Origin of the sequence: Thiocapsa bogorovii (genome assembly GCF_021228795.1) — a bacterium.
GTDB classification, from domain to species: Bacteria; Pseudomonadota; Gammaproteobacteria; order Chromatiales; family Chromatiaceae; genus Thiocapsa; species Thiocapsa bogorovii.
Genome location: NZ_CP089309.1, coordinates 3,668,330 through 3,688,167, shown reverse-complemented (window position 1 = coordinate 3,688,167; position 19,838 = coordinate 3,668,330). Strand labels below are relative to the sequence as shown.

Genomic DNA, 19,838 nt, shown 5'->3' with positions numbered 1-19,838 from the left:
TGGCGGACCTCAGATCAGAACCACGTCGTATTGCTCTTGGGTGTAGAGCGCCTCGGCCTGGAGGCGGATCGGACGGCCGATGAAGGCCTCGAGCTCGGCGAGATGGGCCGATTCTTCGTCGAGGAGGCGGTCGATGACCTCCTGCGAGGCCAGCACCAGAAGGGTTTCGACGTCGAACTGACGCGACTCGCGCAGGATCTCTCGGAAGATCTCGTAGCAGGTCGTCTGAGCGGTCTTCACCGAGCCGCGCCCGCCGCAATAAGGGCACGGCTCGGAGAGCACATGCTCGAGCGACTCACGGGTGCGCTTGCGGGTCATCTCCACCAGACCCAGCGAGGAAACCTCGGTGATGTGGGTCTTGGCGTGATCGCGTGCGAGACACTTCTCCAAGGCACGCAGCACCTGGCGCTTGTGCTCGTCCTCGGACATGTCGATGAAATCGATGATGATGATGCCGCCGAGGTTGCGCAACCTCAACTGCCGACAGATCGCCTGGGCCGCTTCCAGGTTGGTCTTGAAAATCGTTTCCTCGAGGTTGCGGTGGCCGACGAAGGCACCGGTATTGATGTCGATGGTGGTCATGGCCTCGGTCTGGTCGATCACCAGATGGCCGCCGGACTTGAGCTGAACCTTGCGCTGAAGCGCCTTGCGAATCTCCTCCTCCACCCCGTAGAGATCGAACAGCGGGCGCTCGCCTTGATAGTAGTCGATGCGTTCCTTGATCTCGGGGATGTACTTGGTCGCAAAGGCCATGGCCTTGTCGACCATCGCCCGCGAGTCGATCCGCACCCGCTCCACCTCGGGCGTCACCAGGTCGCGCAATGCACGCATGGCCAGCGGCAGGTCGTCGTGGACCAAACCGATCTCGGTAGCCGCCGCGCAACGTTCGCGGATCCCGCGCCAGAGCTTGGCCAGAAAGGCCATATCGCGAAACAGCGACTCCTCCGACACGCCATCCGCCGCCGTACGCGCGATGAAGCCGCCCTCGCCCTCGTGCGAATCAACGTAGCGCTGCAGGATGTCGCGCAAACGACGCCGCTCGTCCTCGTCCTCGATCTTCTGCGAAACCCCGGTACTCGCCAGAGCAGGCATGCAGACCAGGTAACGCGAGGCCACCGAGATGTTGGTCGTCAGACGCGCACCCTTGGACCCCAGCGGGTCCTTCACGACCTGTACCACGAGCCGATCGCCCTCGTGCACAAGCTCGTGGATCTGGTCGCTACGCGGCTCGCCTTGGGGCCCCATGATGTCGGAGGCGTGGAGGAAGGCGGCCCGATCCAGGCCAATGTCCACAAACGCCGCCTGCATCCCGGGCAGGACCCGACAGACCCGCCCCTTGTAGATATTACCGACCAGACCGCAACGCTCCGCGCGCTCGATGATGATCTCCTGCACCACGCCGTTCTCGACCACGGCGACCCGGGTTTCCGGCGGCGTGACATTGATCAGGATCTCTTCGCTCACGGGAACATCGCTCTTTGGCCTGTCTGGATATCGTTTCGAGCCTACCTGCGTTCGGCGCGGAAAGACAGGCGCCAGTGGTTTTTCAGACGCATGGAGAAACGGCGCTCAACCTGCGCCGGACGCCGACCCGATCACCTGGATCCCAGCTGTGCCGAGCAGTCGACCCGTCTCGAAGAGCGGCAGCCCCATCACGCCCGAGTAGCTGCCTTGCAGGTTTGACACGAACAGCGCGCCGATGCCCTGAATACCGTAGGCGCCGGCCTTGTCGCATGGCTCACCGGTGTCCCAGTAGCTCAGGATCTCGGCCTCACTCAAAGCGCGAAAGGTCACCAGACTCTCGCTCAGATCGGCCAGCTCGCGCTCGCCGGCGATCAGGGCCACCGCGGTCAGGACGCGGTGCGAGCGCCCGGACAAGGCGCTTAGCATGCGCGCAGCGGAAGCCAGATCCGTGGGCTTACCGAGGGTCATGTCTCCGAGGACGACCGCGGTGTCCGCCGCCAGCACGGGTCGCCGCTCGTCCTCGGAAACCGCGGCGCGACCGGCTCGCGCCTTCTCCAAGGCAACACGCCGAACATAGGTCTCGGGCGACTCGCCCGGCCGCCGCGCCTCGTCCGTCTCGGCCTCGACGAGGGCCACCCGCACGCCGATCTGCTCCAAGAGCGCGAGCCGCCGCGGCGAGCGCGAGGCGAGATAGATGTGATGGTCGGTGTCGATGTCTGACCGGGGCTGGGGCATCGCTGTTGAGTCCAACGGTTGCAGTTGGCCTTCTGCCTTCTGCCTTCTGCCTTCTGCCTTCTGCCTTCTGCCTTCTGCCTTCTACCTCCATGATGTGAGGATGAAGGATGAAAACTGGAAGCAAAAAGCTCGCGCCTGGCGGATGGCGGGTGGCGGCTGGCGGCTTTTCAGCCACCGCGATGGTACGGATGCCCCTGCACCAGCGTCCAGGCGCGATAGAGCTGCTCGGCGACGATGACCCGCACCAGCGGGTGCGGAAAAGTCAGCCGGGACAGGGACCATCGCTGGTCGGCCCGCGCCAGGCAGGGCTCGGCCAAACCCTCCGGACCGCCGACCAGCAAGGCCAGATCGCGCCCCCCGGCCAGCCAGGTGCGCAACTGCTCGGCCAGGGCCTCGGTGCTCCAAGGTTCCCCTGCTCCGTCGAGCGCCACGACCCTCGCGCCGTTCGGGATCGCCTTCAGAATGCGTTTGCCTTCGGCTGCGCCGGCACGCTCGGGGCTGCAACCCTTGCCGCGCTGACCCGGCTCGATCTCGGCCAAAGACAACGCAAACTCGGAAGGGAGACGCTTGGCATACTCCGCATAACCGGACTCCACCCATCCGGGCATTCGCCGCCCGACCGCGATCAGACGAACGCGCATCGGCTCGCGACTGCTCGGAATGACCCGCTATACTCGGACGCCATCTTCATCGATTCTCGAACGATCGCTATCATGCCAGACTCACGCACCCGACTCACCGAACTCGCCAAACAACGCATCCTTATCCTCGACGGCGCAATGGGGACCATGATCCAGCGCCACCACCTCGAAGAGACCGATTATCGCGGCGAGCGCTTCAAGGACTGGCCATCGGACCTCAAGGGCAATAACGATCTGCTGTCGCTGACCAAACCCGAGGTGATTCGCGACATCCACGAACAGTATCTGGAGGCGGGCGCCGACATCCTGGAGACCAACACCTTCAACGGCAATCGTCTGTCCCAGGCCGACTACGGTCTGCAGGACTATACCGCAGAGATCGTCACCGCCGCGGCCCGGCTCGCCCGCGAGGTGGCCGACGCCTGGACCGCCAAGACCCCGAACAAGCCGCGCTTCGTCGCCGGCGTCCTCGGCCCGACCAGCAAGACCGCCAGCATCTCGCCGGACGTCAACGACCCGGGCGCACGCAACACCCACTTCGACGAGCTCGTCGAGGTCTATGCCGAGGCGACCCGAGCGCTCATCGCTGCAGATGTCGACATCATCCTGATCGAGACCATCTTCGACACGCTCAACGCCAAGGCCGCCGCGTTCGCAGTCGATCAGGTCTTCGAGGAAGACGGCGTCATCCTGCCGGTCATGATCTCGGGTACGATTACGGACGCCTCCGGGCGCACCCTCTCCGGCCAGACGGTCGAGGCCTTCTACAACAGCCTTCGCCACGTCAAGCCCTTCGCGATCGGACTCAACTGCGCTTTGGGCCCGGACCTCCTGAGACCGCACGTCGAAGACATGGCGAGGATCGCCGAGTCCTTCACCACCTTTCATCCGAACGCCGGACTGCCCAACGAGATGGGCGGTTACGACATGACTCCGGATCAGATGGCCGAGCAGATCCAAGAGTGGGCGCAGTCGGGTTTCCTAAACATCATCGGCGGCTGCTGCGGAAGTACACCGGATCATATCCGCGCCATCGCGCATGCCGTGGACGGCCAAACGCCGCGCCGCGCTGTCGAAGGGAATCACCGGATGCGTCTTTCCGGGCTTGAGGCATTCAACGCTTGAACCGTGCCCAAGAGCACCGCGTGAGAGAGAATCTCGTCGACGCGCCGACCCTGCTCGCCGGCATCGGAGATCCGGACCTGCGACTGTTTGACTGCCGCTTCTCCCTGACCGACCCGGAGGCTGGACGTCGAACCTACGCGGAGGGCCATCTTCCCGGGGCCGCTTACGCCGATCTCGACGTGAATCTGTCCTCCCGGATCCGACCGAACACGGGGCGCCATCCCTTGCCCGATCCAGCGCATCTCGCTGCCTGGCTCGGCGACTGCGGCGTGACGCCAAGGACTCGCGTGGTCGTCTACGACGATGTGGGCGGCGGATTCGCCGTGAGGCTCTGGTGGCTGCTGCGTTGGATCGGGCACGACCGAGTCGCCTTACTCGGCGGAGGGCTTCAAGCCTGGATCGCCGCGGGCGACGCACTAACGCGAGAGGTCCCTCGTCACGAGCCCGGGGAGCTGATCGCCAGGCCCGACGACACCCGTTGGATCACCACCGAGGCGCTCGCCGCCGATCTGAACACCGGCCGGGTAACCCTGATCGACGCACGCGCACCCGAGCGCTTCCGCGGTGACAGCGAGCCCATCGATCCGGTCGCGGGCCACATCCCGGGCGCGATCAATCTACCGTTGACGGATAACCTGGATGCGGACGGCCGGTTCCTCTCCGCAGACCGTCTTCGCGAACGCTTCACGCGATCGATCGGACAAGCCCAGCCGTCATCCGTCGTCCACAGCTGCGGCTCCGGCGTGAATGCTTGCCACAACCTCTTGGCGATGGAGCTCGCGGGCCTGCAGGGATCGCGACTCTATGCCGGGTCTTGGAGCGAATGGATCCGGTCACCCGAGCGACCGGTCGCAACGGGGCCGGACTGACGCGGTGCAGCCGGATCCCGGGCGCAGGGCCTGCTTTGGGTGAGTCTGCGGGCCCGCCGGACCCAAACCGGATGCTAAAGATCAACAACAGCACGTCAAGGCCCGCTCCTGATTCGAACCGAGACTCGCTAAATGTATATCGATATCCCAGATTTTCTTTCTACGGGCCTGCAGGCTCACGATTCTCTTCTCGGGCAGCCCTTGCCATCCACGATTAGTATCGAGACGACCAATTTCTGCAACTTGAAATGCACTCACTGCGGCCATTCCAAATACCCGCCATTCCGGAAAGGCCATGCCGATATCGAGCTACTGGATAGGTTGAACCCATACCTTGGAGGCGGAAGGATCGGAGCGCTGGCGCTCAACGAGAGTGGTGAACCCTTCGTTGCGACGCATTGGCGTCGATTTCTCCAGCTTGCCAAGAACATCGAAGGGCTTCAAATCGCGTATATCACCAATGGGCTACTGATTCACAAGCATCTTGATGATTTGATACATCCCCGAATCAACTTGAGCGTTTCGGTCGATGGCGCCACCGAGGCGACCTACGAGCACTTTCGAGGTCCGGGAAACTTCGACAGGTTGATCCGTAACCTTGAGGACCTCGATAAGAAGACCCGTGCTTCTTTGCATCGCCCACCGGGGCGGACGCTCCTGACGACGCTGTCGCAGGCCAACGTCCATGAAATGCCCGATATCATTAGGCTTGCGAGCCGTCTTGGATTTACAAACGTCGGCTTCCAATTCCAAATTTTCTTCGATGAGGTACATTTTCTCCGGGAGTCGTTGTATTTTACGCCCTCACTCTATGATCGCCATCTCCGTGAAGCAACTACCGCCGCAAGCGTGCACGACATCGCTATTCAGCATCCCGATATGTTCGAGGAGAGCATTTCGGACGCCGCACGTCAACGGCCTCGTCTATGGCGCTACCGAGATAAAGCGAATCGGCTGCGGTGTGGCCAAATCGAGCAGATGTGCTATTTAAAATTCGATGGGCAGGTGGAGGCTTGCTGCAGTCCGGATCGAAATCGCATTGGGAATATCCATGAAAACGATTTCTTAGATATTTGGCATGGACATCATTATCGGAGACTCAGAAGCAGCTTCTTTTCTGGCAACATTCTCTCCCGCTGTGAAAATTGCCACTTGCTTCAAAGTGATGACGTCGGCAATGCTAAAAGTCATTATATCCGTGTCTGCCGATATGATGGCGAATCGAGTCGCCTTGCGCAGCCTTACCAAATAGGGTCGCTTGATCGAGAGTATCGGGATATTTACCTGTCCGTTACGACAGGTCGCAACCCGATAGAGGAATCTATCGCGAGACTGCATGAATTGTTGTTCATCGATGACATGCTTCATGAAGTTATCAATGCCTTGGGCGTTCTTTGGGCTTGCTTGGGTGATACGGAGAAGGCAGCGGCCTTCTTTCGGAAGGCGTTTCAGCTCCGCCCCGATGACCCGAAAATTAGCGATAACTACAATCGTGTATGTGGAGAGATCACTCAACAGAGTATAGATGGGTCAGTTTGAAATGATCTCTTTACTCGCTCGGTCGGGCACGCGGCACCGGCAGGCATTGTGCGCAGCTGCCGTTCGGCAATGAATCCCCGCCGCAGCCTCCTGAAATTGAAGATTTCCGAATTCCTTTACTTACGGTTCGAAAACAGCCACTGGGGCGGATGGATACGTTTACCCGAACCACCGGTGGCGCGGAGCAGAACCAAGCCGATATGCTCCACCCGCAGCCCCGGCTACCGCTTCCCCGATGTCGGGCTTGTCGAGATCGACCCGTCATCGTGTCCACTGCGATGGCGCAGTGACAGGGCGCCTGCTACGCTGCATCCGATGCCGCCCAATCGCCTCCAGCCCGACGCAACACCGATGTCGGGGACGCTGCACACCATCGCTGGACGTCATGCGCCTGCCGGAAAAACAGATGCAGCGCCTGGAATCGCTCGAGGAGGCGCTTAGCTCCGATCCCCCAAGGCCGACCGACGCGTCCTAGTCGGGCGGGCGCCGCGTTGTCGCACCGCGGCCGCGCAGTCCACGGCGACCGCCTCTGCCGGGGAGTCCCGAATGAACGAAATTTCACGCAGCGTCCATCCTCGTGTGAGGTGAGCGGATCCATCATTCTCCGCAAGCTGCTTCGATCCCCGGGCGGGGCTTCGGACAGCCGTAATCGACATGCCACTCACACAAGGAGATCCCACAATGACCAAGCAAAATCTGGTCGCGGCAGCGATGGCCTCCGTCCTGTCTGCCGGTATGATCGTTTCGGGTGTGACCCCGGTCTTCGCCGCGGAGAAGGCCCCTGCAAGCACGCCGGCTCCGGCACCCGAACAGGCCAAGGACGTGGCAACGGAGGATGCGGTGGAGAAGGATTTCGTCAAGGTTTCGGAAGACGCATTGCTGACGATGCGCGACCTTCACAGTGCTCGGCTTGCGATCTTCAACGGCCTCACGGATCAGGCGCGGACCTATGTCGATGCATCCGTCGCGCGGGTCGAGGATGCGGTGAAGGATGCGGAAAAATACGCGCTCGCGACCAAAAAGCCGCCGATGGACGACAGCTACGTCCCGTTCGATGCAAGCTTGACGGTGATGGATACCCTGGAGCCCAGCCCCGAGAAGGCCGAGCACATCAAGAAGGCCAACAACCACCTGCGCAGGGGTGAGAAGAAGGAGGCCCTCGAGGTCCTAAAGGTCGGCGAGATCGACGTTGCGGTCACGGCCGGCTTGGTTCCGTTGAAATTTGCCAAAGAACATATCGACGACGCCGCAAAACTGATCGGCGAGGGCAAGTACTACGAGGCCAACCTCGCATTGAAGGCGGTCGAGGACGCCGTGGTGATCGAGACCTTTGCGCTCGATGCCGTCCCCGAGCCGCAGGGGAAAAGCTAAGCGGAGGGGATTGGGCGGGTCGTGTAACCCGCCTCCGAAACCAATCAATCAGCCCTGGTTCATCCCTGCTCCTTACACCGGTTACGCGCCTTCCACGGGCGATGGTGAGCCGCTGAAAGATCGACTCAACGCGTTCGTCATCCGTCACGGGTTGTTCAACCTGCTCGATGCATTCTCCTAGCAGCACCCCGAGGCGCCGGAGTTGAGCGTATCGATTCCGATGGCAGAGCGCCTGTTCGGACAGGGCGCGATCGGCACTTGGGATGAATTCAGGGTGACCACAACGACCCGATAGTTGCCGGAGCGACTGGGGTCAAAGACTGGCCTCACACTGCTCTTGTCGGTCGGCTACACAGTCGTATGCGGCGTCATGCAGTCCGACATGAATGACGTCTCGATCGAGCATCGCCAGGTGGCCGGCGCCGAGCGATTAGTCGCCGACCGCATCGATCGACGTCTCAGCCCTACTCCAGAATACGTTGTCCTTGCGACCGAAATCGATGCCGACGACAGAGAACCTCTGATGATTGTGAGGCATTAGGCTCATACAGGACGCCCATACGAATTTGATGGTGGTGGCGGGACGGAAGAACCCTGCGCGTGCTTCGCTATACAGATCGAGCACAACTCGAGTCGAAGCTGCTCAAGATGCAATGGCTTGCTCATAAAGGCGTCCATGCCAACGTCCAACGCCTTGGCCCGATCTTCGGGGAAGGCATTTGCAGTCAGGGCAACGATGCGTGGCTGGCGGTTTAGATCCAATGCGCGTATCCGCTGCGTGGTCTCGAGACCGTCCATCTCGGGCATGATGAAATCCATCAGAATCACGTCGTAGTCATTCCGTTGGACCATCTCCAGTGCTTCGGGACCGGAAGCGGCCATCTCCGGCTGGTGTCCGAGGCGCTCGGCCATGCGCCGAGCAAGCAACCGATTGACGGGATTGTCATCGACGATGAGAAGGCGGATGCTGGGTGCAGTGCACCGACAAAGGTGATCGTCATCGACCGCATTGCGGGCGCTAGGCACATCGTCAGCCCGTTGCAGGAGCACATGGAACGAGAAAACGGACCCTTCTCCCGGGACGCTGTCGCATGCGATCTCTCCGCCCATTTCCTGCACGAGCCGATGGCAAATGGCCAACCCCAGTCCGGTGCCTCCGAAATGACGGCTCGTCGACGCATCCGCCTGGGAAAACGGCTGGAACAAACGGATCTGCTGCTCGGCGGTCATACCGATGCCGCTGTCCGCGACGCGCACTTGCAAGCGCCAGCCGTCGGTCGTCTCGTCCGCTGCTGCCTCAAGGCGCACCTCGCCGTGCGGCGTGAATTTCACCGCGTTGCCGATGAGATTGGTGAGCACCTGCCGCAAACGTAGGCGGTCTCCAATCACCCACCGGGGCAGTGGAGCAAGCTGCGAATGCAGTCGCACGTGGTGAGGAATTTGCGTTGCCTCAAACGAGCGCAGGGTCCCTCGCAGAAGATCGGCAGGGTCGAAGATTTCCTGCTCAAGCTGCAGTTTTCCTGCCTCGATCTTGGAGAAATCGAGGATATCGTTGATCAGCGCGAGCAGGTTTCGCCCATTATCGTGAATGAGCGAAACCTGTTCCTGATGCTCCGGCGCCAAAGACTCGAGCGACAAGAGCTCAGACATGCCGATGACCGCATTCAACGGCGTGCGGATCTCGTGGCTCATCACCGCCAGAAAATCGCTTTTCGCGCGAACTGCCTCCTCCGCCCGCTCTAAGGCTGCGTTCAGCTCGGCTGTACGCGCTCGGACCTGCTCCTCTAAAGCAACGGCCTGGCTCTGCAGTGCCTGATTCGCCTCATAGAGCTCAAGGCTTTTCTCTTCCAGCAGCCGCTCCGCCTCCTTGCGGGCACGCCGCTCGCGTTCGACGCGCCGGAGCAGCCGGGCTGGATCGCTTTGCGTCTCGGTCATGTTCGGCTTAGCTCGAAGCGCACGTGTCCGCCGGTGTCGTCAAGATCGTGTCTCTCGATGGCAACCGGCGTCCCATAGTGCGCAATGCACTGACGAATCAGGCCCTCGGCCAAATCGCCCATGTGTCGGTCGGAGCGATAGACCATTTGCAGGTGGTCCCGGTCCGGCCGATCAATCTCGAAGCGGGGCAGTTCCGCATTCGGATAGAGCTTTCGGACCTGTACATGGATCACATCCTCGATCCGCTCGAGAAAATCCAGACTGTTGCCGATACCGACAAAGAACTCACCGTGATGAACGTGGAACCGCTTGAACAAGAACTCTCCAAACGCCCGAATCAAGGTCGACGCCGGGGTGCCTGTGCGCTCGGACAGCGCCCCTACTAGGGCAACCATCTCGCGATGACTATAGGTGCCGACGCTCGTATAGGCGCCGCCTGAGGGCAGATCGCAGGCGTCGATGATGTCATCGGCCATCTCGGGGGAGAACTCGGCCTCGACCATCTCCAGGAACTCCACGAATACAACGCCTTTCATGAGCTCGATCCCCTTGATCCTGTTGCCAAAACGTGGCCGATCGCTGATTTTTCTTGTCGGTCAATGCTAACTGAAGCCGACGACGCGAGGGTAGTCAGCATTCTCATCTCGGACACGGTCTACTCGATCGGGCCTTTTCCGTTGTCGCTTCGCAGTGCCTGCGCTTTGTCTTCCGACATCACCCGCCCGAGGCTGTTTCTTCGCTCGTTCACGCGAAAAGCCACCCACCATACTTAGACCATCGCCGATGGGTCGGATCGAAAAGATAGATTTCTCAAGGCATCAATTCACCCCCAACATCGGCTTGGACCCAACAGCTGGGCGAAAGCCCGGGAGGCATCGATGTCGTCCGCACTCACGCTCGTCACCGCCGCGGCGGTCGCCGCGCCGATCGTCTTGTGGTTCGCCGGGGCAATCCCGAGTCGGATCGCGAACCGCTCGGGGCCGCTCATGGCTCGCCTCGCCAATGTCTTGGCCTGGACGGCCTTCGCGCTTGCCCTGGCGGTGTTGTCAGGGCATGGCTTCGGGCCAGCCCAGTCCCTGACCCTGCTGTCGATCGATCTGCCTTTCGACAGCGGCGCCTTCGCCATCGGCGTCTATGTCAACGCCGTTACGGTGATCATGCTGACCTTGGTCTCGTTCGTCGGTGCACTGGTCTCGACCTATGCGCGAAACTACATGCACGGCGACCCCGCAGAGGGGCATTTCCACAAGTGGCTGCTGCTGACCCTAGCGTCAATCCTGACACTCATTGTCTCGGGCAACCTGCTGATGTTCGTGCTGGCTTGGATCGCGACGAGTCTGAGCCTGCACCGCCTGCTGCTCTTCTATCCGGAGCGCCCCGCAGCGGTGATGGCGGCGCATAAGAAATTCGTCTTCAGCCGTATCGGTGACGCAAGCCTGCTGATCGCGGTTCTCTTAATCGGTGCAAGCCTGCACACGCTGGATTTTGCCGGCGTCTACGCCGCCATGGAGGAGCTGGATGGGCCGCTGCCGACAGCGCTGCAAGCGGCGGCTTGGCTGATCGTGCTGAGCGCGGCGCTCAAATGCGCGCAGTTTCCCTTTCACGGCTGGCTCCTGCAAGTGATGGAGGCGCCCACCCCCGTATCTGCCTTGCTGCATGCCGGCATCGTCAACGCCGGTGCCTTCTTGATCATTCGGATGGCACCGATCATGTCGCTGTCCGGTGCAGCGCTGGATGCCCTGGCCGTGATCGGCCTGGTCACACTCACGGTCGCCTCGCTCGTGATGCTGACCCAAACCAGCATCAAGGTGTCGCTGGCCTGGTCCACGTCCGCGCAGATGGGATTCATGTTGTTGGAGGCGGGTCTTGGACTCTATAGCCTGGCGCTGCTGCACCTGGTCGCGCATTCACTGTACAAGGCACACGCCTTTCTCGCATCGGGCAGCAGCGTTGACGGCTTCCGGGCCGCGACGCCCAAGTTCCGAGACGGCAGCCCTCAGCCGTGGCATTGGTTGGTGGCCTTCCAGGGCGCACTCTTGACGGCCATTGTCGCGGGGTTCGCGTTCGGGGTGGATCCGGTCCACGAACCGGCGCTGATCGTGACCGGCGCCATTATTGCAGTCGCGGTCGCACAACTGCTGCTGCAGGCACTTCAGCTGGAGGACAACGCCGCGCTGCTCCTCAGGGCGAGCGCGATCGGTGCACTGGTTTGCTTCGGGTACTTCGGTCTGCACGCGGCCTTCGAGTATGCCATCGCCGACAGTGTCGGCGCGGTGGCGCCGTCCGGCAGCATCTTCGATCTGATCCTGAGCATCGCCGTCGTCGCCGTCTTCATCGGTTTGCTTCTCTTGCAGCACCTTTTTATGCGCATGGCGCCCCCGCTGCGTCAGGCGATCCAGGTGCATCTCTACAACGGGCTCTACGTCGATGTGTTGGTGACCCGCTTGATCACGCGTCTGTGGCCGCTGCGCCCGGCGCCCGCCATTTCATGAGGGGATGAAGCCATGAACCTAAACGATTTCAGCACACTCGAGCAGACGCCGACCACTGCGATGACCCCGGCGACGGATCAATCACCCAAGGCAAAACGGGCGGATGCCGCCAAGGCCGCGATACTCGCCGAGCAGATCGCTGCGGCCTGCGAGCGCATCGCGCCGCTCTGGCCGCTGGATCGCTTCGTGGCGGTGAACCCCTTCCACGGCCTGCGCGATGCACCGTTCCAGGAGGCGGCCGCCATCATGCGCCGGGTCGCAGGCGCGCAGATGTACATGCCGAGGGCCTACTACCGAGAGCAGATCGCCGAGGGCCGGATCACCGCAGATGATCTACGCGGGGCCGTCGCCATGTGCGGGAGCCGGCTCGACCCGGCAACCCTCCAAAGCGCCCTCGATGTGGAGCCACGACCAGCGGGGCGCGTGCCGCTACTGACCGCTGTGCTCGACGAGATGGACGCTGATGACTGGTCGAGCTTCGTCGTCGACCGCATCAGCCAACACTGCGCGGCCTTCTTCGACATGGGCCAGGCCACCTGGAAGCAGCCCTGGCAGGGCATGTCGCTGTACGCCTCCTGGCGACGCTTCGCGGCGCTCGATTTCAGCGCGACCATGATGGGGCAAGGCGGCATGCGTGGCCGGGTGAAGGCGCTGCCCGACGCGCCGCGCGACTGCATCCGCTCGGCCCTGAACCGTCTGGGCATCCCGCCGACCGCTGCGCTCGACTACATGCATGCAGCCTTGATGGATATCGGCGGTTGGGCGGCCTGGACCCGTCTGCTGCGCTGGCAAGCGGAGCTCGCCGGCGGCAGCGACGACACCATCGAGGAGCTGCTCGCGATCCGCCTGGCCTGGGACGTGCTGGTCTACGAGCACAAAACCAGCCCGGAGCTGCGCCAGCGCTGGCGACGTGTCTGCGCCGACCTCGGCAAGCGCGCGACCACCACCGAGGACGCGCGCGATGACGCAGGCGATCGCGAGATCGACCAAGTGCTCCTCACCGCGGCTGAGCTCGCCTATCAGCGCAGCCTGATCGGACAGTTGCGCGCGGCGGCGAACGGGGACAACGAGATCCGCCCCACCGTGCAGGCCGCCTTCTGTATCGACGTGCGCTCCGAGGTGGTGCGCCGCGCCTTCGAGACCGTCTGTCCGCAGGCGCGGACGCTGGGTTTCGCCGGCTTCTTCGGCGTGCCGATCGAGCATGTCCCGCTCGGCGCCGTCAACGCACGCACGCATGTGCCGGTCTTGCTCACGCCATCCTACCGGGTCTGCTCCGAGATCCACGGCGCCGATCCCGAAGAAGCCGATCACGCCCTGGCCACCCAGCGCCGCCGCTTCGGGATCAGCAAGTCCTGGAAGGCGTTCAAGATGGGCGCCTCCTCTTGCTTCTCCTTCGTCGAATCGGCCGGCATCTGGCTTTATGCGCCCAAGCTCGTCAGCGACACCCTGGGTTGGAGCCGGCCCGTCCCGGCCCCCGACGACCTGCGCTTGGACGCGGCCGAGGCGCGACGCGTCGGACCGACCCTCGACGCACCTTCGCATGCGCATGGGCACGCCCATGACCACGCAGGCATCTGTGGAGCCATGGGCGCCCTCGACGGCACGAGTGCCGGTATCCCGGAGGCCGATCGGGTTCCGCTCGCCGAAGGGATTCTCCGCGCCATGTCACTTACCGACGGCTTCGCCCGTTTGGTGTTGCTGGTCGGTCACGGCAGCAGCTCGGTGAACAATCCCCATGCCACCGGGCTCGACTGCGGGGCCTGCGCGGGTCAGACCGGTGAGGCCAGCGCACGCGTCGTCGCGGCGCTCTTGAACGACCCGGCGGTGCGCCGTGGCCTACTCGAGCGTGGTCTGACGATACCCGAGGACACCTGGTTCCTGCCCGGTCTGCACGACACCACGGTCGACGACGTGCACCTGTTCGACACCGATGTTCTGCCTGCGGGTTACGCCGAGGAGCTGGCCGAGTTGAGCAGCTGGCTCAAGCAGGCCGGCGAGCTGACGCGTCTGCAACGGGCCACCCTTCTGGGGCTCGGCGGTCGGCGCCGAAACAGCTTGGAGGCGAGCATCCGACAGCGGAGTCGCGACTGGTCCCAGGTCCGCCCGGAGTGGGGTCTGGCCGGCAATGCCGCCTTCATCGCCGCACCGCGCACACGCACACACGGCCTTGATCTCGGCGGCCGAACCTTCCTGCACGACTACGACTGGCGCGCCGATGCCGGCTTCAAGGTCCTGGAGCTGATCATGACCGCGCCGATGGTGGTCGCAACCTGGATCAACCTCCAGTACTACGGCTCCACCGTCGACAACCGACGCTTCGGCAGCGGCAACAAGGTCCTGCACAACGTGGTCGGAGGCGCCATCGGGGTGCTCGAAGGCAATGCTGGCGATCTACGCGTGGGTCTGCCGATGCAGTCACTCCACGACGGACAGCGCTGGATCCACGAACCGTTGCGCCTCAGTGTCTTCCTGCAGGCACCGCACGCGCCGATCGACGAGATCGTCGCACGCCACGCATTGGTACAACAGCTGGTGGACAACGGATGGTTGCACCTCTTCCGATTGGACGATCGGGACGGGAGCATTCATCGGCGTGTGCCGGGGCAAGGCTGGGTGAGCTGCGGTCCGGAGGAAGACAACCACCACGACGACCCCGCCTGAATCCGCTTGAATCCGACCGACATCACAAGAGCGTTCGGCTCGGATGCCTGAACGCTGTTCCCCGGGGCAACCTGATGCTGCTGCGGTTGGACACCTCAAGCTGGCAGGCGCTGGTCAGCGAGGGTCACGGAGCGCAGAACGCCAGGAGACATACGTGACACCGCCGAGCGGTGTCACGTGTTCGTGAAGGTCGGCAAAGCCGGCCTAAACCGAAGAGAACCCTTCAACCCCAGCCTACTCGATCGTCACCTTGACCGACGCCTCCCCGGCTGCCTTCGGAAGCAACGGCGGTGCAACGGCCAGGGCATCGATTTCGGCCTGATCGAGCTGCTCCTTGCCGCCGCCGCAGGCCATAATCTGCGCTTGGACATCGCCCTTGATCTTGCGGCTGTGCTTGGCCTTCCAGTCGGTGCCGCCCTCGGCGACGCGGGTTCGCTTGGGGTCGAAGTGGAAGTCGACCTTTTTCTTGGACTGCGGACCCCAGTAGTTGACCTTGCCTAGATCGTAGAACTTGCGCTCGAAGCCGGCCTTGAGGAACGCCTTCAGACAGCCGAGCAGGTAACGCCGCCGCTCGCCGCTGCCCGCCCAGGGGTAAGAGAAGAGCGCTTTTTGCATGTAGAAGCGCCGATAGTTGTGCATCACGCGGTCGAGCAGCTCGGCACGATCCATGGCGGCCGGCTTGATGATGGGCGTGACGAAGTTGTACTTCTCGTAGTCGAAGATCTCGACCTTGTCGCCCAGTTCGCGGAAGAGATCCGTGAAGGGCCAGGGGGTGTACATGGCCCAGTTGGCGAGGTCCGGCTTCCAATCGCGCGCCATCTGATAGGTCTCTTCGAGCGTCTCGGCGGTCTCGTTCTCGAGCCCGACGATGAACTGCGCCTCGGTGAGGATCCCGGCATCGCGCAGCAGACCGATCGCCCGCTTGTTGTCGGCGACCGTGGTCTCCTTGTTGAAGCGGTCGAGCTTCAATTGCGCCGCCGCCTCGGTGCCGAGCGAGACATGGATCAGCCCGGCCTTGCGATAGAGCGGCAGCACGTCCTCGTCGCGCAGGATGTCGGTGACCCGGGTGTTGATGCCCCAGAGGATGCCGAGGTCGCGCGCGATCAGCTCCTCGCAGAAGGCGATGAACTTCTTGCGATTGATGGTCGGCTCCTCGTCGGCGAGGATGAAGAAGCCGACGTCGTGGTCGCGCATCAGTGTCTCGATCTCGTCGACGACCTTCATGGGATCGCGAATCCGGTAGTCGCGCCAGAACTTCCACTGCGAGCAGAAGGAGCAGGTGTAGGGGCAGCCGCGCGCCATGTTCGGGATGGCCACGCGCTTCTTGAGCGGGATGTAGTTGTACTTCTCCCATTCCAGCACGCTCCAATCGGGCGTGATGGCATCCAGATCCTTCACGGTCGGGGCGGCCGGGGTCGCGATGATCTTGCCGTCGACGGCGTAGGCAATGCCCTTGACCTTGCCGCGCTCGTCCGGCCAACGGCCTTGGCCGATGGTGCGGACCAGATCGACGATGATCTCCTCGCCCTCGCCGCGCACGATGGCGTCGATCCAGGGCGCCTCACCGAGCACCTGCTGATACATGAAGGTGGCATGCACACCGCCCAGGACGGTAGCGATTTTCGGATCAACCTCCTTGACGATCTCGAGCAGACGCTGGGCTTTGTAGATGGAGGGGGTGATGGCCGTGCAGCCGACGATATCCGGGGCATAGGAGGCAACGGCGTCGCGCACCTGCTCCTCGGACAGGTCGTTGGTCATGGCATCGACGAAGCGCACCTGCGTGTAACCGGCGGTCTTGAGCGCACCGGTGAGATAGGCCACCCAGGCCGGCGGCCAATTGCCGGCGATCTCGGCGCCGCCCGAATGGTAGTTTGGGTGGATGAAGAGAATGCGCATGCGTGAAGCCCCCGGCCTGTGGTGAGTGTCAATGAAGGTTGACAGTCAGGTGATTTGTCGTCCTTGACACAGGTCAAATCTGTCCGGCCGCTGCGCGTTGGTGTCTATTGCCGGCGCGATCGCGGTCGATACGATCTGACCTAGGTCAAGGACGCACTGCCCCATGCCGGGACAATGCCGGAGCATTCAACCGGAGGATTCGCCATGTCCGATTCGATCGCCACCTTTATGACCGACGACCATCAGCGCTGTGACCACCTGCTCGCCGTCTGCGAGCGGGCCGTCTCGGGCGGCGATTGGAATCGACTCGCCGCGCAAACAACCGATTTCTCGAAGGCCCTGATCGGCCATTTCGACATGGAGGAGCAGATCCTCTTTCCGGAGTTGGTCGCCGTCATGCCCCGGGCAAGCGGACCAACCGGTATGATGACCATGGAACACGGACAGATGCGTGCCCTGGTGGAGCAGCTCGATGAGGCGGTCCACGCCCAGGATGCCGACGCCTGTCTCGGAATCCTGGAGACCCTCCATCTGGTGACCCAGCAGCACAACTCGAAGGAGGAAGGCATCCTCTACCCGATGGCCGAGGAGAGTCTGGGCGACCAGGCACCGGACATCCTGAACCGGCTGCAGGCGGCCTAGACCATGGACAGAACACTCGATGTCAGCGATCTTCCCGCTCCGGAGCCGATGGAGCGGATCCTCGATGCACTCGCCGACCTGCCGCCCGGCGATCGCCTGTGCGTGCTCCACCGTCGCGAGCCCTATCCGCTCTACGACATGCTGCGACGTATGGGTTACCGCTGGGAGATCAGCTCCGAGGACGATCGCTATCGCATCCTCATCTCACCCGTGCCGAAGCAACAACGTCCGGTCAGTCGAATCCGGCAACAGGGCGTGAGCCGTTTTTAAACCGCGCTCGTCGGATTTGGGCTGCGTTCAGTGCCGGATTGAAGACTCCGACCTCCTCACCTACGTCGGAGCTGCGCGGTTTAAAAATATGAATCTATTTATTTTTTTGAGCCGCGTTGCGCCGATCCCCCCAGGTGTCCGCAACACTGAACCCAAACGAAGAAACGACCACACGCACTCCAAACGCGGCTCAAAAAAATAATGGACACCGGCGGACTTTCACTCGATCAGGCCCCGCCGATCGACATCCCGGCGCGCTTCTTCCTGACCGCGCCGCTGTTTGCGATCGCCGCCGGCCTGCTCTTGGCCTGGCAGGGCCCGACCCTCTTGGTCTCGCGCTGGATGCCCGGCGCACTTGCCGCGACTCATCTGATCGCCATTGGCTATCTCGGCTTGATCATGTGCGGCGCGCTGCTTCAGATGTTGCCCGTGGTCGCCGGAGCGCCGATCCCGGCGGTGCGGCTGGTCGGCACGGCAACACATCTCTTGCTCACGATCGGCGCCGCCGGATTGGCTTGGGGTCTAGCGGGAGGCGGCCCAACCCTGATCGGGATCGGCGCGGGAGCCGCGGCGTCCGGGTTCCTGGTCTTCATTGTCCCGGTCGCCGTCGCCCTGGTGCGGGCGCGCGGTGCGCCGGGGACCCTGATGGCGCTGCGCACGGCCGCCCTCGCACTGTCCGTCACGGTCGCATTGGGGCTGTTGCTCGTTGCCGTTATCCAGGGGTGGATTCGGGTGCCGGAGCATACGCGTTGGGTCGATGCGCATGCCGCTTGGGGGTTGATGGGCTGGGTCGGGTTGCTGGTGGTCGGCGTGGCCATCCAGGTGCTGCCGATGTTCTATGTGACCCCGGCCTATCCGGCTCCGATGCGGCGCTGGTTTGCGCCGGCCGTCCTCATCGGGAACGCCGCGGCGAGCGCAGCCTGGATCCAGGGGGCCAATTTCGCCGGGCAAGCCGTCTTTGGTGCGAGCGCGCTGGGCTTCGCCGGCTTTGCCCTCGTCACCCTGCGCTTGATCGGCCGTCGCGAGCGACCGCGGATGGATCCGACCCTATTGCACTGGTGGGCGGCCATGCTGAGTCTCTGCGGCGCCGCACTCGCTTGGACTATCGCGGCGCCGCCGACCCTGATCGGCGTGCTGCTGTTGGTGGGGCTGGGCGTCGGGCTACCGGCCGGCATGCTCTTTTAGATCTTTCCGTTCTTGACCTGGTTTCACCTCCAGCATCGCCAACTCGGGAGCGGACGGTTCGACCTGCGTATTCCGCATATGGGCAGCCTGCTGTCGACGCGGTGGGCACGGGTTCAGTTCGGCCTGCATCTCCTCGCCCTGGCGCTGCTATTGGGCAGTCTGTGGATTCCGGTGCTTGCCCGTCCCGCCGGCATCACACTCGCGCTGTCTTCTTTGGTGTTGATCGTGCTGCTGATCGGCGTCGCGCGCACCTATCGACGGTTCGCCGCCCTGCTCCAGCCGACGCCTTACCAGCCGGCGCCTTCAAGGACAGGGCCGAGAACCTGATTCGTGCTGCTCCGACTGCTCAATGCTCCCCCTTCGTGCGCAGCAGGCCGGCCAAGCGGTTGCCTTGCTTCTGCGGACCACCGCGCGGGAAGAGGCGATGTAGGTAGCGGTTGCTGCCCTTCTCGACCCCCCAGACCTTGCGGAAATGAGCAATCATGTCGCGCACCGTCGCCTGTGTGCCGCGCTTGACATAGCTGGCTCTCAAGAAGCGGATGATCTCCCAGTGCTCGGCGTTCAGCTCCAGCCCGTCCTGAGCAGCCAGGGCGCGGGCAAACTCCTCCGACCAATCCGACGGATCCACGAGGTAGCCTTCGCTGTCGGTCAGGATCGCGCGGTCACCGACCTGGATGCTGCGCGTGCTCATGCTCGGGTAGGCGTTGCTGCCGGAAGGAAACTCGCCCGGCAAGCCCTTCGAGTCATGCTCGGATTGGGTGATCGACCACAGCTCGATCGGGATCTCGCCGTCGAGGCGTCCGTCGAAACGCTCGACGCCCGACACCAGCACCTTGCCGCTGGTCGGCGGCAGATCGAAGTGCGCAAGGCCCGCGCGGTCGGTAAAGACCGGCGCCGTCTCGGAGCCGTCCGCATCCAGCTTGAGGACGACGGGCGTGCGTTTCAGCGGTTCGTTCGTCACCTTCATGGACACCTTTACGTCAATCATCGTCTCTTCTCCGACTCCATTG

The 19,838-nt window shown here is 62.9% G+C and carries 16 protein-coding genes and 1 pseudogene; 10 read left to right on the top strand and 7 right to left on the bottom strand.

What is annotated here, in order from left to right; genetic code table 11:
- Nucleotides 1-9: 9 nt before the first annotated feature.
- The 3 genes from rng to rlmH all read right to left on the bottom strand — a co-directional run bounded on the left by rng (nucleotide 10) and on the right by rlmH (nucleotide 2,840).
- Complete coding sequence (gene rng, locus LT988_RS16505) at nucleotides 10-1,464, bottom strand: ribonuclease G (protein ID WP_232406633.1); 1,455 nt, start codon at nucleotides 1,462-1,464, stop codon at nucleotides 10-12.
- A gap of 105 nt (nucleotides 1,465-1,569) precedes the next feature.
- Nucleotides 1,570-2,199 carry a Maf family protein gene (locus LT988_RS16500; protein WP_232406632.1) on the bottom strand — a complete coding sequence of 210 codons (630 nt, stop codon included), beginning with the start codon at nucleotides 2,197-2,199 and terminating at the stop codon, nucleotides 1,570-1,572.
- A gap of 167 nt (nucleotides 2,200-2,366) precedes the next feature.
- Entirely contained in the window at nucleotides 2,367-2,840 is a 474-nt protein-coding gene (gene rlmH, locus LT988_RS16495; protein ID WP_232406631.1) for a 23S rRNA (pseudouridine(1915)-N(3))-methyltransferase RlmH, read from the bottom strand.
- A 72-nt stretch (nucleotides 2,841-2,912) separates the two neighbouring features.
- On the opposite strand from rlmH, the pseudogene LT988_RS16490 reads away from it, so the two are divergent.
- The 4 genes and pseudogenes from LT988_RS16490 to LT988_RS16475 all read left to right on the top strand — a co-directional run.
- Nucleotides 2,913-3,959: pseudogene (locus tag LT988_RS16490) on the top strand (homocysteine S-methyltransferase family protein); the annotation flags it as partial.
- A 26-nt stretch (nucleotides 3,960-3,985) separates the two neighbouring features.
- On the top strand, nucleotides 3,986-4,834 hold the full coding sequence (locus LT988_RS16485; RefSeq protein ID WP_232406630.1) for a sulfurtransferase: 849 nt from the start codon (nucleotides 3,986-3,988) through the stop codon (nucleotides 4,832-4,834).
- Nucleotides 4,835-4,966: 132 nt separating this feature from the next.
- Nucleotides 4,967-6,373: a radical SAM protein gene (locus LT988_RS16480; RefSeq protein WP_232406629.1), complete on the top strand. Its 1,407-nt coding sequence runs from the start codon at nucleotides 4,967-4,969 to the stop codon at nucleotides 6,371-6,373.
- Between the two features lie 681 nt (nucleotides 6,374-7,054).
- Entirely contained in the window at nucleotides 7,055-7,744 is a 690-nt protein-coding gene (locus LT988_RS16475) for a YfdX family protein (protein ID WP_232406628.1), read from the top strand.
- 543 nt (nucleotides 7,745-8,287) lie between these two features.
- Here LT988_RS16475 and LT988_RS16470 read toward each other — a convergent pair.
- Together LT988_RS16470 and LT988_RS16465 are read right to left on the bottom strand one after the other, a co-directional pair.
- Complete coding sequence (locus tag LT988_RS16470; protein ID WP_232406627.1) at nucleotides 8,288-9,679, bottom strand: ATP-binding protein; 1,392 nt, start codon at nucleotides 9,677-9,679, stop codon at nucleotides 8,288-8,290.
- On the bottom strand, nucleotides 9,676-10,215 hold the full coding sequence (locus LT988_RS16465; protein ID WP_232406626.1) for a heme NO-binding domain-containing protein: 540 nt from the start codon (nucleotides 10,213-10,215) through the stop codon (nucleotides 9,676-9,678). Before LT988_RS16465 ends, LT988_RS16470 begins: the two co-directional genes overlap by 4 nt.
- Nucleotides 10,216-10,557: 342 nt before the next feature.
- Between LT988_RS16465 and LT988_RS16460 the strand changes: the two genes are divergently transcribed.
- The gene (locus LT988_RS16460) at nucleotides 10,558-12,171 is read left to right on the top strand and encodes an NADH-quinone oxidoreductase subunit L (RefSeq protein WP_232406625.1); all 1,614 of its coding nucleotides are present in this window, start codon (nucleotides 10,558-10,560) and stop codon (nucleotides 12,169-12,171) included.
- A gap of 12 nt (nucleotides 12,172-12,183) precedes the next feature.
- Nucleotides 12,184-14,832, top strand: coding sequence for a YbcC family protein (locus LT988_RS16455; protein WP_232406624.1), 2,649 nt, complete (start codon nucleotides 12,184-12,186; stop codon nucleotides 14,830-14,832).
- A gap of 234 nt (nucleotides 14,833-15,066) precedes the next feature.
- Here the strand turns inward: LT988_RS16455 and bchE are convergent, their stop codons facing one another.
- Nucleotides 15,067-16,731 (bottom strand): magnesium-protoporphyrin IX monomethyl ester anaerobic oxidative cyclase, encoded by a 1,665-nt coding sequence (gene bchE, locus LT988_RS16450; RefSeq protein ID WP_232406623.1) that lies wholly within the window; start codon nucleotides 16,729-16,731, stop codon nucleotides 15,067-15,069.
- A 204-nt stretch (nucleotides 16,732-16,935) separates the two neighbouring features.
- Between bchE and LT988_RS16445 the strand changes: the two genes are divergently transcribed.
- From LT988_RS16445 to LT988_RS16430, 4 genes are all read left to right on the top strand, one after another.
- Entirely contained in the window at nucleotides 16,936-17,373 is a 438-nt protein-coding gene (locus LT988_RS16445) for a hemerythrin domain-containing protein (RefSeq protein ID WP_232406622.1), read from the top strand.
- A gap of 3 nt (nucleotides 17,374-17,376) precedes the next feature.
- Complete coding sequence (locus LT988_RS16440) at nucleotides 17,377-17,643, top strand: DUF2249 domain-containing protein (protein ID WP_232406621.1); 267 nt, start codon at nucleotides 17,377-17,379, stop codon at nucleotides 17,641-17,643.
- Nucleotides 17,644-17,844: 201 nt separating this feature from the next.
- The gene (locus tag LT988_RS16435; protein WP_232406620.1) at nucleotides 17,845-18,828 is read left to right on the top strand and encodes a hypothetical protein; all 984 of its coding nucleotides are present in this window, start codon (nucleotides 17,845-17,847) and stop codon (nucleotides 18,826-18,828) included.
- 12 nt (nucleotides 18,829-18,840) lie between these two features.
- Nucleotides 18,841-19,155, top strand: coding sequence for a hypothetical protein (locus tag LT988_RS16430; protein WP_232406619.1), 315 nt, complete (start codon nucleotides 18,841-18,843; stop codon nucleotides 19,153-19,155).
- A gap of 19 nt (nucleotides 19,156-19,174) precedes the next feature.
- Here the strand turns inward: LT988_RS16430 and LT988_RS16425 are convergent, their stop codons facing one another.
- The gene (locus LT988_RS16425; protein ID WP_232406618.1) at nucleotides 19,175-19,816 is read right to left on the bottom strand and encodes a TusE/DsrC/DsvC family sulfur relay protein; all 642 of its coding nucleotides are present in this window, start codon (nucleotides 19,814-19,816) and stop codon (nucleotides 19,175-19,177) included.
- Nucleotides 19,817-19,838 lie beyond the last annotated feature (22 nt).